Source organism: Caballeronia sp. LZ019, assembly GCF_031450825.1.
Classification (GTDB): domain Bacteria; phylum Pseudomonadota; class Gammaproteobacteria; order Burkholderiales; family Burkholderiaceae; genus Caballeronia.
The window spans coordinates 1,263,924-1,279,581 of sequence record NZ_JARTVZ010000005.1 but is presented as its reverse complement, the minus strand read 5'-3'; the positions used below and the strand labels follow the sequence as shown (position 1 = coordinate 1,279,581).

Here is a 15,658-nt window from a genome sequence, read left to right as displayed (position 1 = left end):
GCTCCTTTGTTCCGCTAAGCAACGTGCGATGCGGTCTGCATCAGTCGCGGAAGGCGTTCGAGGAAGTCTTCGCCATCCGCGCGGCCCAGGTCGTAAGCATGCTGCATCTGCGACGGGCTCGTATAGTCCCAGCTCGATATCGGCACCTTGCGCGACGGCTGCACGTAGATGCGCCGCTGCTCGCCATGCGGCACGACGAAGGTGCGCTCGCGCGGATACAGCCGCGTGACCATGACGAGCACCATCCCCGGTGATGCGTCGAGCGCGGAGACCGGGACGTTGTCGACCATGCCGCCATCGAGAACCGGGCGGCCGTTGCGTCGGAGGATCGGCGTGAAAGGCGGCGTGCTCGACGATTGCAGGATCAGATCGGCGAGGTCTTCTATCGTCGCGCATTCCTGCGCCCGCACGAATTCAGGATGGAAGCCGAGCGCCTGACCGAGCGTCGGATGCAGCGTCTTGCGCACGTACTTTTCGATGTTGTACGCGATTAGCCCCGCCGCGACCGCGCTGCGCGCGCCGAGCCAGCGAGGCAAATGCGATACGCCGATGCGGATCTCCGGCGCGGAAGCCAGCTCGTGAAAACGATCGGCGAAGATGTCGAGCAGCGCCTGCCGATAGATGCGGTAATGCGGGAAGACGGACTGCCCGCGCAGCAGGTTGCCCCAGTACGCGTTTTTCGTGTTGCCGCGCAGGGCTTGCGCGTAGTAGTCCATGACCCGGCGCGCGTCGTTCGTGTAGAGCATGCACGCGGTGGCCGCGCCCGCCGAGATGCCCGCGATGATGCGCGGCCTGAGCTTCAATTCCGGCTGGATGACGTCCCAGAAACCGGCTTGCCACCAGCAGCGATTGCCGCCGCCGGCGAATACGACCTGATCGAACATTTATTTGCTAAGGAGCGCGTAGGTTGTCGTGGCGTGGGCGGCGAGGTCGCCGCTGGCGTCGTGCATGTCGATTTCGCCGAACACGAGGTTGCGACCGCGACGCATGACGCGCGCGGTGACGAGCACGTCGCCGGATTTCACCGGGCGCATGAATGTGGTGTTGAGCGAGACGGTGGTCATCGGCGAGAAGCCGCCCATCGTGTGTGAGATGGCGACGACCATCGCGGTATCGGCGGCGGCCATAAAGACCTGGCCGCAGATCACGCCGCCTGCGTGCCGCAGGTGCGCCGAATATGGCAGACGCAGGGTGACGCAGTCATCGCCGATGGATTCGGGGGCAAGCGACAACTCGCGAACCCAGGGCGCCAGGATCTCGTCGAGCAACGCTCGGATGGCGGCTTCGTCCATTTGTTTGGCTCGTGCGGTGAGTGGAGGCGTCATGATACCGGCTCGGGCCTGCGTGCCTTGCGGTCCGCGCGTCATCGCGAGCGCAAAATTTTTCGCGATAGACGCTTGCGCTTTTCGAAATACTCCCGCTATAATTTCGCTTCTGTTGGGGCGTTAGCTCAGTTGGTAGAGCAGCGGACTCTTAATCCGTAGGTCGAGTGTTCGAGTCACTCACGCCCCACCAAAGAATTCGAAAGGCCGGTTAGCGAAAGCTGACCGGCCTTTTTCATTTCCGGCATGTCTTCTTACCCTCGGCCCCTGCCTTAGCGAAACTGTCTCGGTCGACGGCTCTCCATCCCTCCGCTCCCTTCTTTACCGACGCACCCGCCCGCGCCGGGTTTTTCAGACCCGTCCGAACCCCTCGCCTCCTCGAATCGCCTGACAATCGCCTCCCTTCGCCGTCTTGAGTCAGACAAGCGAGCCGATCAACTGCTCATCAACAGTTTTCCATCGGCCAGCAACGCTGCACCACATCGAACCGACGGCGTCTTTCCAGAGGCCAATCCATGAAGTCAATCAAAGCGCGCACAGCGCTCATCACCGCTTCTGTCATTGCAGTCCTGAGCGGTTGCGCGACAGAAGCATCGCGTTCGTTGCCGGTTCCCGAAGTGAGCAGCGCGCGCACGCCGTACGCCGGCAAGCCCGTTGCCGTCTCCATCGGCAAATTCGATAACCGCTCGAGCTACATGCGCGGCGTCTTTTCGGATGGCGTCGATCGCGTCGGCAGCCAGGCAAAGACCATCCTGCAAACGACGTTGCAGCAGAGCCGCCGCTTCACCGTGCTCGACCGCGACAACCTCGGCGAGATCAAGCAGGAAGCCGCCATCGGCAACAAGAGTCAGGCGCTGAAAGGCGCCAACTACGTCATTACCGGCGACGTGACGGAATTCGGCCGCAAGGACGTCGGCGATCATCAACTGTTCGGTGTCCTCGGCAGCGGCAAGACCCAAGTCGCCTACGCGAAGGTCAGTCTCAATATCGTCGATACGACCACCTCCGAAGTCGTCGCATCCAGTCAGGGCGCGGGCGAATACAGCTTGTCGAACCGCGAAGTCATCGGCTTCGGCGGCACCGCGAGCTACGACTCGACGCTCAACGGCAAGGTCCTCGATCTGGCGGTCCAGGAAGCAGTCAATCACCTCGTCGAAAAAGTCGACGCCGGCGCGCTTGAAGCCGCCAAGTAACCGCATCACTCACCAGTCCATTCAAACATGCTTCACAAGAATCACTTTCTGACCGGCCTCGCGCTGCCGGTCGCGGCGGCGTGCGCGCTGCTGACCGGTTGCGCCACGCAGGGCGCTGCGCCGCTGTATCAATGGGACGGCTATCAGCCGCAGGTCTACGAATACTTCAAGGCTCAGAAGAGCCCGACCGAGCAGATCGACGCGCTCGAGAAGGCACGCCAGCAGATCCTCGCGAAGGGCAAGGCGCTGCCGCCGGGCTTCCACGCGCATCTCGGCACGCTGTACGCAAGCATCGGCCAAACCGATTCAGCGCGCCAGGAACTGACCGCCGAGAAAGAACAGTTCCCCGAGTCGTCCGTGTATATGGACTTTTTGTTGAGCCATCTCAAGTAAGCGCCGACCAACCATGACCATGAATTTCTCACGCCGGCTTTTCGCCATGCTCGCCGCATTGCTGATGCTGAGCGCATGCGCCTCGCGCGCACCGCAACAAGCCGACTACACGGCATTCCGCAACAGCAAGCCGCACTCGATTCTCGTGCTGCCGCCCGTCAACCAGACATCCGATATCAACGCGACGCACGGCATGCTGGCGCAAATGACGATGCCGCTCGCCGAAGGCGGCTATTACGTCGTGCCCGTAGCCGAGATGGAGGAAACCTTCAAGCACAACGGCCTGACCACGCCGACCGACATCCAGAACACCGCGCCCGCGAAGCTCCGCGAAATCTTCGGCGCGGATGCCGCCCTGTACACGACCGTCACCAGCTACGGCTCGAAGTTCGTCGTTATCGACAGCAAGACGGTCGTCGCTGCAAATGCGAAGCTGGTCGACCTGCGCTCCGGCGACGAACTCTGGAAGGGAACGGCGACGGCGAACGGCAGTGAAACGGGCTTCAACGTCGGCATGGGCAACGGCAGCCTCGTCGGCATACTCGTTCAGGGCGTCGCGAAGCAGATCACGAATTCGCTGACCGACAAGTCCTTCGATGTCGCCGGCCTCACGAGCCAGCGACTGCTCGCGACAGGTGGCAAGACCGGGCTGCTTTACGGCCCGCGCTCGCCGAAGTTCGGCACCGACTAAAGCGCTGGCGATGGACGCCGTTCATGCGTCCATCGCCCGCCTTCGTCACAGCACTTCCGCTCCCCTCTTCGCCAGCAGTTCCCGCAGCACGGACCGATGGCATCGCGCCTCGTCCTCGCAGTAACACCCCACCGACAGATTCGCCGTATGCGAAAGCGCCGCCAGCAGATCCAGCGATTTGCTCGCGTCCGGCTCCGCCATCTGCGACTTGAACTTCCTCACGAAGTCGCGCCACGCCTTGTCGCTTTCCGCGTGCAACGCCTCCGCCACCAGTTCGGCCGACGGCGACAGGTTCGGATACCACACGTCATAGAAATCGCGGCTCGCGAACTCGGATTTCGGCACGCCGCGCGGCGGACGGCGAACCGTGCCGATACGCAAGCCCTCGTTGTCCGCGCGCGGTGAGCCGAGCCGCACGATTCGAATCGCCATTCGTTGTCTCCTTCCGATCTCGTCGGCACAGCATAACCGCCGCCGATATGCCGATGAAAGCATCGTCGAGCGCGATGCTTCGGCTTCCCGTATCGTGTCGCATTATTCTCCTTCCGCTTAACTACGGAACCGAACGTGTCCGCCGATACCGCTTCCCCGACGCCCCGCGACCCCGACGCGCCGATGACCCCGCTCGAGCGCCGCGGCATGGCCGCGCTTCTGCTCGCCGTCGCGATGGCGACGCTCGACACCGCCATCGCCAATACCGCGCTGCCGGCCATCGCCGCCGATCTTCACGCGACGCCCGCCGCGTCGGTCTGGATCATCAACGCATATCAGCTTGCAATGGTCGCCACGCTGTTGCCGCTTGCCGCGCTGGGCGGAATCGTCGGACATCGGCGGGTTTATCTCGGTGGACTGATTCTGTTCACGATCGCGTCCGCCGTTTGCGCGTTCTCGTGGTCGCTGCCGACGCTCGTCGCGGCGCGCCTTCTGCAAGGGCTCGGCGCCAGCGCGATCATGAGCGTCAACACGGCGCTCATCAGCGCGATTTTTCCGCTGCATCGGCTGGGACGCGGTGTCGGGCTGAATGCGCTGATCGTCGGCACCGCGTTCGCTGTCGGGCCGACCGTCGCGTCGATCGTGCTCTCGCTCGGAACGTGGCCGTGGCTCTTCGCCGTCAATCTGCCGGTCGGCGCGCTCGCACTCTTCATCGCGTGGCCCGCGCTTCCGCAGACGAAGCGCAGCGCGCATGGTTTCGACCGCGTCGCTGCCGCGCTCAACGTGGTCACGTTCGCGGCGCTGATTTTCGCGTTGGGCGAAGCGGCGCAGCGCGCGCCGTCGCGAACCGTGCTGGCGTCGCTCGGCGTGGCGCTCGTCGCGGGCGCGTTGATGCTGCGTCGGGAGCGCGGACACCCCGCGCCGATGCTGCCCGTCGATCTCTTTCGACGCCCGATGTTCGCGCTATCGACGATGACCGCCGTTTGCTCGTTCGCCGCGCAGGGTCTCGCGTTCGTATCGCTGCCGTTCTACTTCGAGGGCGTGCTCGGCCGGACGCAGGTCGAAACCGGCTTCCTGATGACGCCCTGGTCCGTGCTCGTCGCGCTGATGGCGCCGATCGCCGGCCGCCTCTCGGATCGCTATCCGCCCGGTCTGCTCGGCGGGATCGGCCTGGCCATTCTCTGCGCGGGAATGGTGTCGCTCGCGGCGCTGCCGGCGGACCCACATGCGCTCGATATCTGCATTCGCATGTCGATTTGCGGCGCGGGCTTCGGCTTCTTCCAGTCGCCGAACCTGAAAGCGTTCATGGCGAGCGCGCCACGCGAACGCAGCGGAGGCGCGAGCGGCGTCGTTGCCACTGCACGGCTGATTGGTCAGGCGCTCGGCGCGGCGCTGGTGGCGTTGTGTTTCGGGATCGCGGGCAAGCACGGGCCGGGGCTGGCGCTTTCGCTCGGCGCGGGCTTCGCGGGGGCGGCGAGTGTGGCGAGCGGCTTGCGGCTCGTCACGCGTGATCGGAGCGAGGCGCCGGTGAAGATGGCGCGGGAGTGAATGAAAGCGCTGGCGGGTTACACGCGCTTGCGCCGGGTGTCAGTGGCGGGGAGCGCTGGATCAGCCGCGCGAGCTTGCGTGCCGTGCGCGCGACACCGTTCGCGACTTGCGCCGCGTGTCGCCGGCGGAAAGCGCCGGATCGGTCGCGCGACGTGCGCCGTGTCGTCGAGCGAACTTGCAAGCGACTGAGCAGATGACGCTGGAGTGAACAGAAGCGCTCGCGTGTTGTACGCGCTTGCGCCGGGTGTCAATGGCGGAGAGCGCTGGATCAGCCGCGCGAGCTTGCAAGTCGATCCAGCAGATGACGCTGAAGTGAATGAACGCCCTCGCGTGCCGTGCGCGTGACGGTTAGCGGCGCGCGTCTGCGCCGTATCGTCGAGCGGGCTTTCATCGTTAGCGAAGGCTCTATCTTTCGCGGATACCGCCGCTGTCCACGCACGAGCATGCGCCGCCGCGCGACTCACATCCGCCGGACCTTGACCTTGCGTCCCTTGAGCTTCCCGGCGCCCAGCTTGCGCACCGCGTCCTCAGCGACGCCTCGCTCGACTGCGACGTAGGTCACCATATCCATCACGTTGATCTTGCCGATTTGCTCGCCCTTGAAGCCGGCCTCGCCGGTGAGCGCGCCGAGCACGTCGCCGGGGCGGATCTTGTCTTTGCGGCCGCCGAGAATCTGCAGCGTCGCCATCGGCGGCTTCAGGTGCCCCGGTTCCGCCGACGTGAGTTCCGAGAGCGGATGCCACTCCACTTCTGCCCGCTGCGCTTCCTCGATTGCACCGACGCGCCCCATCTCGTCCATGCTCGCCAGCGACAGCGCCCAGCCTTCCTCGCCCGCGCGCCCTGTCCGGCCGATGCGATGCACGTGCACCTCGGGATCGGGCGTCACATCGACGTTGATGACGGCCTCCAGTTGCGCGATGTCGAGCCCGCGGGCGGCGACATCCGTTGCGACGAGCACCGAGCAGCTGCGATTGGCGAACTGCACGAGGACCTGATCGCGCTCGCGCTGATCGAGTTCGCCGTGCAGGGTCAGCGCTTCGAAGCCTTGTGCGCGCAGCACATCGAGCAGATCGCGGCATTGCTGCTTCGTGTTGCAGAACGCCAGCGTGCTGACGGGGCGATAGTGGTCGAGCAGCAGGCCGACCGCGTGCAACCGTTCGTGATCCTCGACCTGATAGAAACGCTGCTTGATTTTCGCGTTGCTGTGCTGCTCGGTGAGCTTGACCTCGCGCTGATTGCGCAGGAACTGCTGACTCAGTTTGACGATGCCTTCGGGATATGTCGCCGAGAACAGCAAGGTCTGCCGATCCTTCGGACATTGCCGCGCCACCGATGCGATATCGTCGAAGAAGCCCATGTCGAGCATGCGATCGGCTTCATCGAGGACGAGCGTGCGGACGGCATCGAGCGAGAGCGTCTCCCGCTGCAGATGGTCCATGATGCGCCCCGGCGTCCCCACGACGATATGCGCGCCGTGTTCGAGGCTCGCGATTTGCGGACGCATTGGCGTGCCGCCGCATAGCGTCAGCACCTTGATGTTGTCTTCCGCGCGCGCGAGGCGGCGGATTTCCTGCGTGACCTGATCGGCGAGTTCGCGCGTGGGGCAAAGCACGAGCGCTTGCACCGCGAACTGGGCGGCGTCGAGCCGGGCGAGCAGCGGCAGCGTGAAGGCGGCGGTTTTGCCGCTGCCGGTTTTGGCCTGCGCGATGAGATCGTGTCCCGCGAGCGCGTGCGGCAGGCTGGCGGCCTGGATCGGCGTCATCGACGTGTAGCCGAGTTGTTGCAGGTTGGCCTGCATCGCTGGCGTGAGCGGCAGGCTGGCAAAGGATGATTCGGTCGTCATGGTGTTAGCGCTTGCCGTAGGGCGGGATTTCGGTGACTTGCTCGTACGTGGTTTCGCCTTCCTTTGTCTGGTGGCGTGTCACGTAGTTGCGTGCGCCGCACATCGGGCAGCGGAATAGCAGGCCCTGGCCTTCGTTGTGAATGTCAACGTCGGAGAGCTTCCAGTCTGCGCCGCAGGACTGGTTTCGGCAGGTGAACATGGTGGGGGCGCGTGGCGCGATGAAGTGGGGTAAAGCGAGAGTGTACGCGGGTCGGACGATGGTGCGGTCCCGGCTGGGGGCAAGCCGACTGCGTGATGGTGCGTCCGTGGTCAGCCTTGGCGCGCGGGCGCGACGATAGCCGCGCGCCCGCGCACCGGCCCGAACGATGTCAGATGCTCATCGGTCAACTTGGTCGGTCACTGGAGACAACGACTCAGCGAGCTTCGTCAGTCTCACGAACTCGGCACGATAGCCAAATTCATCGCTTGCCTTGGCCGCGTTCGCCCACTTGGCGATGGAAGACCACGGCGTCGATGTCAACGCCGGATTACCGCGCAGCTTTTGACCATATGCGGCCACCGCGGCGAGAAAGCGCGTCTCGCTGGAAGCGCTGTCGAACGATGCGCGAAGCGCCGTCTCGTCGAGCGGCAGTGAAACCAGGTTACTGCGGCTGCCAGCCGGACTCTTCCAGCGCAGTTTGAGATAGGCGAGTTCCGAGCCGTGACTGCCCGAATCGCGCTTGTCCGCTTGATAGCGCGATGGATCGATGCTCGGCTGTTGCCCCTTCAACGTTAGTTCGTACAGCACAGTGACGCGTTTGCCTGCGCCGATATCGCCGGCATCGACCTTGTCGTCGTTGAACGCTTCGTTGGTCAACTGACGCTTCTCGTAGCCGATCTGGCGATACTCGATCACCTGAGCGGGATTGAACTCGATCTGCGCTTTCACGTCCTTCGCGACGGTCACGAGCGTCAACTGCATCTCGTCGTGCAGCACCTTGTTCGCTTCCGACAGCGAATCGATGTAACTGTAGTTGCCGTTTCCTGCGTCCGCGACCTGCACCATCATCGCGTCGTTGAAGTTCGAATCGCCGACGCCCAGCGTCAACAGAGTGACGCCCGACTCTCGTTCGTGTTTGATCATGTCGGTCAGCGCCTCGGTGCTCGTGACGCCGACATTGAAGTCGCCATCCGTCGCGAGCAGCACGCGATTGACGCCGCGCTTGATGAACCCTCGTCGCGCCATCTGATAGGCCAACTGCAGGCCGGACGCGCCCGCCGTTCCTCCGCCAGCCTCCAATCGATCGATCGCGGCTTCGATCTTGTCGATTTCCGTGCCCGACGTCGGCTCGAGCACGACCTGCGTGCCGTCCGCGTACGTGACCAGCGAGACGGTGTCCTTAGCGCGCAATTGCCTCGTCAGCAACTTGAGTGCGGACTTGATCAAAGGCAGACGTTCGGCGGAATTCATGGAGCCGGACACGTTGACGAGAAAGACGAGGTTCGATGCCGGCACGGACTGTTTGCCGTCGTTCAACGCTTGCACGTTGACGCGGAGCAAGGTCTTGCCACTGTTCCATGGGCTAGGCGCGAGTTCGTAGTCAACGGCGAAAGGAGAATCGCCCAGCCGCTTGCCGGCGCCGCCTTCCGACGGGAAGTAGTTGACGAGTTCCTCGACGCGGACGGCGTCTGCGGGAGGCATTTGGCCTTGATTCAGGAAGCGCCGGACGTTGGCATAGCTGCCAGTATCCATGTCGAGGCTGAACGTGGTCAGGGGATGCTCGGCGACCTGCCTGATGCCGTTGTCGTCGTAGCGTTTGTATTGTGCGGTGTCTTGCACGGCGGGGCTGACGTACGCGGGCGGCGACACAAGCTTCATCGCCATGATGACAGGCGGCTGAGGCGGAGCGGGGCTTACTGCTTGCACCGCTGATGGAGCGGGAAGTGGCACTTGAGCCTGGGGTAGAGCGCTTCGCTGCTGCGCGACCTGCCTGTCTGCCGGCTGCGTGCCGCAACCGCTCAGCCATGTGACGATCGCACAAACGAGCCAACCGTATCGAGTTATTTTTCTCACGATGCTTCCTAGAATGATGCCCGGCATTGCACGGACGGAATTCCCGCTTGCGACGCCTTTTCGAAGGACAGCAAGCGAAACGACCCGGGATTAAACGGGGCAGCATCAGAATGGGAAAGCGGAATCGTCTGAAAAACGAAGACGTGGTTACGGATAGCGGCGGGTCGTGTCCGGGGACGTTAGCGCCGCGTGGGGCTTGCGACGCCGCAGGGAGCGGTGGCTTGGAAGGCTGATGCGGTTGGGAGCGCGAGGTGGCAAGTCATCGCTCCACTGAGGCAAGTCCATTCGATGCGATTACTTGTCGTCCTGCTGGCGAGGATAGCTCAGAGAACTCGTGTACGAATTTTGATGCAACGGCCGCGCCTTGCTATGGCGCGGCCCCGGGGAAAGTGATCTATCGATTCATTACCGACTGATCGTCGATCTTCGCTTACCCCTCAAACATCAATATTCCCCGCCCGCAACGCATTGCTCTCGATAAACGCCCGGCGCGGCTCCACGTCATCGCCCATGAGCGTCGTAAAGATGCCATCCGCGGCAATTGCATCTTCGATCTGCACGCGCAGCAGCCGCCGCACATTGGGGTCCATCGTCGTTTCCCAGAGTTGCTCGGGATTCATCTCGCCCAAGCCCTTATAACGCTGCTTGGAAACGTTGCGCTCGGCATCCGCGATCAGCCACTTCATCGCGTTCTTGAAGTCGGACACCGCCATCGACCGTTCGCCGCGCTTGATCAGCGCACCTTCGCCGATCAAACCCTTGAACGTATCCGCCGTCGAAACGAGCTGCTTATAGTCCGCGGTCAACTGAAGGTCTTCATCGAAAACAGAAACCTTCACATTGCCGTGATGACGCCGCTTGATATGCAGCGAGCGCACTTCGCGCACCTGATCGTAAGCCGACTCGACGCTGACCTCCGGCTTGAGCGGATCAGCACGCAGCCGCTCCTCCAGCCGCTTCGCCGATGCCTCCGCCAGTTCCTGCGACGAAAGATCGATCACCACGCCATCCATCACCGCTTCGAGCGCGGCGGCATCGTAGATACGGCTCAGTCGATCCACCACCGCCTGCGCCAGCAAATACGCGCGCGCAAGTTCGCCGAGCGCATCGCCGCTGATGCCTTCCGCGCCTTCACTCGGAATCAATTCCGAGCCGTTCAGCGCCAGCTTCAACATGTGCTGATTGAGCTCGTGCGCGTCCTTCATATACCGCTCGTCCTTGCCCGCCTTGATCTTGTACAGCGGCGGCTGCGCGATGTAGATGTACCCGCGCTCGACGATCTCGGGCATCTGCCGATAAAAGAACGTCAGCAGCAGCGTGCGGATGTGCGCGCCGTCCACGTCCGCATCCGTCATGATGATGATGCGGTGATAACGCAGCTTGTCCAAGTTGTAGTCGTCCTTACCGATGCCACAGCCCAGCGCCGTCACCAGCGTCACGATCTGCTCGGACGAAATCAGCTTGTCGAAGCGCGCCTTCTCCACGTTCAGCACCTTGCCGCGCAACGGCAAGATTGCCTGGAACTTGCGGTCGCGTCCCTGCTTCGCCGACCCGCCCGCCGAGTCGCCCTCGACGATATAAATCTCCGACTTCGCCGGATCCTTCTCCTGGCAATCCGCGAGCTTGCCCGGCAAGCCGATGCCGTCGAGCACGCCCTTGCGTCGCGTCATTTCGCGGGCCTTGCGCGCGGCATCGCGCGCACGCGCGGCATCGACGATCTTGCCGGTGATGATCTTCGCGTCGTTCGGCGTTTCCTGCAGATAGTCTTCCAGCGCCTTCGCGACGACCTCCTCCACCGGCGCGCGCACTTCCGACGACACCAGCTTGTCCTTCGTCTGCGAGCTGAACTTCGGCTCGGGCACCTTCACCGACAACACGCACGACAAGCCCTCGCGCATGTCGTCGCCGGTCGTCTCGACCTTCGCCTTCTTCGCAATCTCGTTGTCCGTGATGTACTTGTTGATGACGCGCGTCATCGCCGCGCGCAGGCCGGTCAGGTGGGTGCCGCCATCGCGCTGCGGAATGTTGTTCGTGAAGCAGAGCACGCTTTCGTTGAAGCTGTCGTTCCACTGCATCGCCACTTCCACGGTCACGTTCTCGCGCTCGCCGGTCGCGTGGAATACGGTCGGATGCAGCACTTGCTTCTGCTTGTTGATGTATTCGACGAAGCCCTTCACGCCCCCCGCGAACGCGAAGTCATCTTCCTTGCCCGTGCGCAAGTCCGTCAGGCGGATACGCACGCCGTTATTCAGGAAGGACAGCTCGCGCATGCGCTTGGCAAGAATGTCGTAGTGAAATTCGACATTGCCGAAGATGGTCGCATCCGCCAGAAAGTGCACCTCGGTGCCGCGGTTTTCCGTATCGCCGACGACGGGCATCGGCGAATACTGCACGCCGTCTTCCTCGACGATCTCGCGGTTCTGCACGACGCCGCGCGCAAATTCCATGAAATGCTTCTTGCCGTCGCGGCGCACCGTGAGGCGCAGCCATTCGGACAGCGCGTTCACACACGACACGCCCACGCCGTGCAGGCCGCCCGACACCTTGTAGCTGTTCTGATCGAACTTGCCGCCTGCGTGCAGCTCCGTCATCACGATCTCAGCGGCGCTGCGCTTCGGATCGTGCTTGTCGTCGCGCTTCAGGCCCGTGGGCACGCCGCGGCCGTTGTCCGTCACCGAGATGGAGTTGTCCGCGTGAATGGTCACGTGGATGTCGTCGCAATAGCCGGCGAGCGCTTCGTCGATGGAGTTGTCCAGCACTTCGAAGACGAGGTGATGCAGACCGGTGCCATCCGACGTATCGCCGATATACATGCCAGGGCGCTTGCGCACCGCTTCCAGACCTTCGAGGATCTGAATGGACGATGCGCCGTAGCTGTTGTCGGGCTGCGAATTTGTGTTTTCAGTCATGGATTTCTTCCGGTTCTGCGTCACTGCTTCGGTTACTGCTCGAACTTTTCAAAACACCTTAAAAACGCCAAAGGGGCGCGCCGCCCCTTGGAGTGTCATCGGTATCGGCGCGCGTCAGATGCGCATCGGCATCACCACGTACTTGAATTCCTCGTTCTCGGGAATCGTAATGAGCGCGCTGGAATTGGCGTCGCCAAGCGCGACTTGCAGCGTGTCGACCTTCAGATTCGCGAGCACGTCGAGCAGGTACGTGACGTTGAATCCGATGTCAACGGTATCGCCCTGATATGCGATCTCGAGTTCTTCCTGCGCCTCTTCCTGATCCGCGTTAGTCGACATGATTTTGAGCTGGCCCGGCTCGATCAGGCAGCGCACGCCCTTGAACTTGTCGGAGGTCAGAATGGCCGCGCGCTGCAGCGAGCGCTGCAACTCCTCACGGCCGATTTCGAACGTGTTCTTGTGCGACTTCGGAATGACGCGCTGAAAGTCCGGGAACTTGCCTTCGACCAGCTTCGACACCAGTTCGACCTGGCCGAAGGTGAACTTCACCTGCGTCGCGGCGATATCGATCTTGAGCGTGTCGTCGATGTCCTCCAGCAAACGCTGCAGTTCCAGAATGGTCTTTCGCGGAATGATGACTTCCTGACGCGGGAACGCGCCGCCGTCGATTTTCATCGACGAGAACGCGAGGCGGTGGCCATCCGTTGCGACGGCCATGAGCTGGTCGCCATCCACCACGAGCAGCATGCCGTTCAGGTAGTAGCGAATGTCCTGCTGGGCCATCGCGAAGTACACCATGCCGAGCAGCTGGCGGAACGTCTTCTGCGGAACCGACAGGCTCGCGCCGAAGTCAGTAGCCTGGTTGACCGTGGGAAATTCGTCTGCGGCGAGCGTCTGCAGCGCGAAACGGCTCTTGCCCGAGCGCACCGTGAGGCGCTTGTCGGAGAGGTCGAGCGCGACTTCGCCGGAGGGCATCGCGCGCAGAATGTCGAGCAGCTTGCGCGCAGCGACGGTGGTCGCAACCTGATCGCCGCCGACGCCGAAATCCGCGCGCGTGGTGATCTGAAGTTCGAGGTCCGTCGAGAGGAACGACACGTCGGCGCCGTTCTTGGTGATGAGCAGATTCGCGAGGATAGGCAACGTGTGGCGGCGTTCCACGATACCGCTCACGGTTTGCAGCGGCCTTAGAAGATTATCTCGTTCGGTCTTGACCAGTTGCATAGAGTTCCTTCATTGATGTGACGGCCTGTCCAGCGGTTTGCCACCGCTGCTTCGTCCTGCACCGCCGGACAACCTCGTAACACGCGTTGCCGGCCCCCCGCCGGTCACTCGCGAAAGCTTGCGCTCGAGAACCGCCCAGGCCAACGGACGGCAAACCTGTATTGTGCCTGAAAACGGAACCACTCCCTAAAAATAGGGGCGTTTTCGCCAATAAACAGGCCCGCGGCACGCGCTTTTCGAGGCGTGCGTTCCTGATCCGCGCAGCGCGCGGCTCAACCCTTGAGCGTCTGCTCGAGCACGTGCAGTTCGTGATTCAACTGGGCATCGTTCGCACGCTCGGCGGCGATCTTGCGCACCGCATGCAGCACGGTCGTGTGATCGCGCCCGCCGAACAGCTCGCCGATTTCCGGCAGGCTCTTCTGCGTGAGTTCCTTCGCCAGATACATCGCGATCTGGCGCGGTCGCGCGATATTGGCCGGCCGCTTCTTCGAGTACATGTCGGCGACCTTGATGTTGTAGAAATCGGCGACGGTCTTCTGGATGTTCTCCACCGAAATCTGCCGGTTCTGCACCGTCAGCAGGTCTTTCAGCGCCTCGCGCGTCAGTTCGATGGTGATTTCGCGGCCGTGGAACTTCGAATACGCGAGGATCTTGCGCAGCGCGCCTTCGAGTTCGCGCACGTTCGAGCGCAGATGCTTCGCGACGAAAAACGCCACGTCTTCCGACAGGCTCACGCCTTCGGAGAACGCCTTGCGCATCAGAATCGCCACGCGCATTTCGAGTTCGGGCGGCTCGATCGCGACCGTCAACCCGGAGTCGAAGCGCGAGATCAGGCGATCGTCGATGCCGGAGATTTCCTTCGGATACGTATCGCTCGTGATGATGACCTGCGCCTTGTTCGCGACGAGCGCCTCGAACGCGTAGAAGAACTCTTCCTGCGTGCGGGACTTGCCCGAGAAGAATTGAATATCGTCGATGAGCAGCAGATCGAGCGAGTGGTAGTAGCGCTTGAAGTCGTCGAACGCCTTGCGCTGGTACGCCTTCACCACATCGGAGACATATTGCTCCGCGTGGATGTAGCGGATGCGCGCGCCGGCCTTGTCCATCAACAGCTGATTGCCGATGGCGTGGATCAGGTGCGTCTTGCCGAGGCCCACGCCGCCGTACAGAAAGAGCGGGTTGTACGAGATGCCCGGATTGTCGGCGACCTGAATGGCCGCCGCGCGCGCCAGCTGGTTCGCCTTACCGGTCACGAAGTTGTCGAACGTGAGGACCGGATTGAGCTTCGAGCGCTCGAACGCGGAATCGTTTTCACCGCCCGCCGACGGCGCGCCGCCCGGCCGCCACGTGCGCCGGCCAGCGGCGGCTTCGTTGGCGTCGAGGCTCGGGAGGTCCAGATCGGCCTGGTCTTCGTGCATCGCCTGCGCCTGCTGCGCGGCCTCGGCTGCGAGCGCGTTCACGTGCGCGGCGGCGTTCGCATGTGCGACGACGGTCGGCGCCTGCTGCGCGGGCAATGGCGCCGACGGCGCCGGCGGACGGGGCGCGCTCACGCTCGGACGCGGCGCCGCATTCGGGCCGCCGCCGATCGCGCTGCGCGCGGTGGCTTTCGGATCGAGAACGAACTGTACGTCGATGGGCGCGCTGAAGAACTCGCGCGCCACATCGGCGATGCGGCCGGAGAACTGGCTCTTCACCCAGTCGAGCTTGAAGCGATTGGGAGCGGCGATGCGCAGGGTGCTCGCGTCGGCATCGAAGTCGACCGGGGTTAGCGGCTTGATCCACGTGACGTACTGCTGGGGCGTGAGCTCGCGCTCCAGCAATGCGGAACAGTGTTCCCAGAAATCGTTCATCGAATGCGGTCGTTATGGTTGCTGCGCGCACCTGCGGCCATGCTTGCCAAAAATTGCGGCAAGTCCCGGCACGGCCAAGCAGGCATGCTCCGGAGGCTTACGCCGCAAGGGTTTGCGGGCGAACGGCGGGCCGAAGCAGCGGGCGGATATTTGGGAGTAAGGCGAGATTCTAACGCCAAACCCGCAGAGCGCGCGAGTTATCC

Annotated in this window: 13 protein-coding genes and 1 tRNA gene; 5 read left to right on the top strand and 9 right to left on the bottom strand. The window is 63.1% G+C overall.

Annotation, left to right across the window (positions count from 1 at the left end):
- Positions 1-14: 14 nt before the first annotated feature.
- Together P9255_RS19445 and P9255_RS19440 are read right to left on the bottom strand one after the other, a co-directional pair.
- Positions 15-884, bottom strand: a complete 870-nt coding sequence (locus tag P9255_RS19445) for a patatin-like phospholipase family protein (protein ID WP_309790302.1) — start codon at positions 882-884, stop codon at positions 15-17.
- Positions 885-1,292, bottom strand: a complete 408-nt coding sequence (locus tag P9255_RS19440; RefSeq protein ID WP_309763636.1) for a PaaI family thioesterase — start codon at positions 1,290-1,292, stop codon at positions 885-887. It abuts the gene before it with no gap.
- Between the two features lie 147 nt (positions 1,293-1,439).
- Here P9255_RS19440 and P9255_RS19435 point away from each other — a divergent pair.
- The 4 genes from P9255_RS19435 (at position 1,440) to P9255_RS19420 (ending at position 3,599) form a co-directional block, all read left to right on the top strand.
- A tRNA-Lys gene (locus P9255_RS19435) sits at positions 1,440-1,515 on the top strand.
- Positions 1,516-1,837: 322 nt separating this feature from the next.
- Positions 1,838-2,515, top strand: coding sequence for a CsgG/HfaB family protein (locus P9255_RS19430; protein WP_309763637.1), 678 nt, complete (start codon positions 1,838-1,840; stop codon positions 2,513-2,515).
- Positions 2,516-2,542: 27 nt separating this feature from the next.
- Positions 2,543-2,908, top strand: coding sequence for a DUF4810 domain-containing protein (locus tag P9255_RS19425; RefSeq protein ID WP_309763638.1), 366 nt, complete (start codon positions 2,543-2,545; stop codon positions 2,906-2,908).
- 13 nt (positions 2,909-2,921) lie between these two features.
- Complete coding sequence (locus P9255_RS19420; protein ID WP_309763639.1) at positions 2,922-3,599, top strand: DUF799 domain-containing protein; 678 nt, start codon at positions 2,922-2,924, stop codon at positions 3,597-3,599.
- A 45-nt stretch (positions 3,600-3,644) separates the two neighbouring features.
- Here the strand turns inward: P9255_RS19420 and P9255_RS19415 are convergent, their stop codons facing one another.
- Positions 3,645-4,031, bottom strand: a complete 387-nt coding sequence (locus P9255_RS19415) for a DUF488 family protein (RefSeq protein WP_309763640.1) — start codon at positions 4,029-4,031, stop codon at positions 3,645-3,647.
- Positions 4,032-4,214: 183 nt separating this feature from the next.
- Here P9255_RS19415 and P9255_RS19410 point away from each other — a divergent pair, with 183 nt between their 5' ends.
- Positions 4,215-5,579 (top strand): MFS transporter, encoded by a 1,365-nt coding sequence (locus P9255_RS19410; protein ID WP_309765369.1) that lies wholly within the window; start codon positions 4,215-4,217, stop codon positions 5,577-5,579.
- 460 nt (positions 5,580-6,039) lie between these two features.
- Here the strand turns inward: P9255_RS19410 and dbpA are convergent, their stop codons facing one another.
- The 6 genes from dbpA to dnaA all read right to left on the bottom strand — a co-directional run bounded on the left by dbpA (position 6,040) and on the right by dnaA (position 15,455).
- A complete protein-coding gene (dbpA, locus tag P9255_RS19405) occupies positions 6,040-7,422 on the bottom strand; it encodes an ATP-dependent RNA helicase DbpA (RefSeq protein ID WP_309763641.1) in 1,383 nt (460 codons plus the stop codon).
- A gap of 4 nt (positions 7,423-7,426) precedes the next feature.
- Complete coding sequence (locus P9255_RS19400) at positions 7,427-7,621, bottom strand: hypothetical protein (RefSeq protein ID WP_309763642.1); 195 nt, start codon at positions 7,619-7,621, stop codon at positions 7,427-7,429.
- 177 nt (positions 7,622-7,798) lie between these two features.
- Complete coding sequence (locus P9255_RS19395) at positions 7,799-9,286, bottom strand: VWA domain-containing protein (protein ID WP_309790301.1); 1,488 nt, start codon at positions 9,284-9,286, stop codon at positions 7,799-7,801.
- A 626-nt stretch (positions 9,287-9,912) separates the two neighbouring features.
- Positions 9,913-12,384, bottom strand: a complete 2,472-nt coding sequence (gene gyrB, locus P9255_RS19390) for a DNA topoisomerase (ATP-hydrolyzing) subunit B (protein ID WP_309763644.1) — start codon at positions 12,382-12,384, stop codon at positions 9,913-9,915.
- Positions 12,385-12,498: 114 nt separating this feature from the next.
- On the bottom strand, positions 12,499-13,605 hold the full coding sequence (gene dnaN, locus P9255_RS19385; RefSeq protein WP_040053225.1) for a DNA polymerase III subunit beta: 1,107 nt from the start codon (positions 13,603-13,605) through the stop codon (positions 12,499-12,501).
- A gap of 272 nt (positions 13,606-13,877) precedes the next feature.
- On the bottom strand, positions 13,878-15,455 hold the full coding sequence (gene dnaA, locus P9255_RS19380) for a chromosomal replication initiator protein DnaA (RefSeq protein WP_309763645.1): 1,578 nt from the start codon (positions 15,453-15,455) through the stop codon (positions 13,878-13,880).
- Between the last annotated feature and the right edge of the window lie 203 nt (positions 15,456-15,658).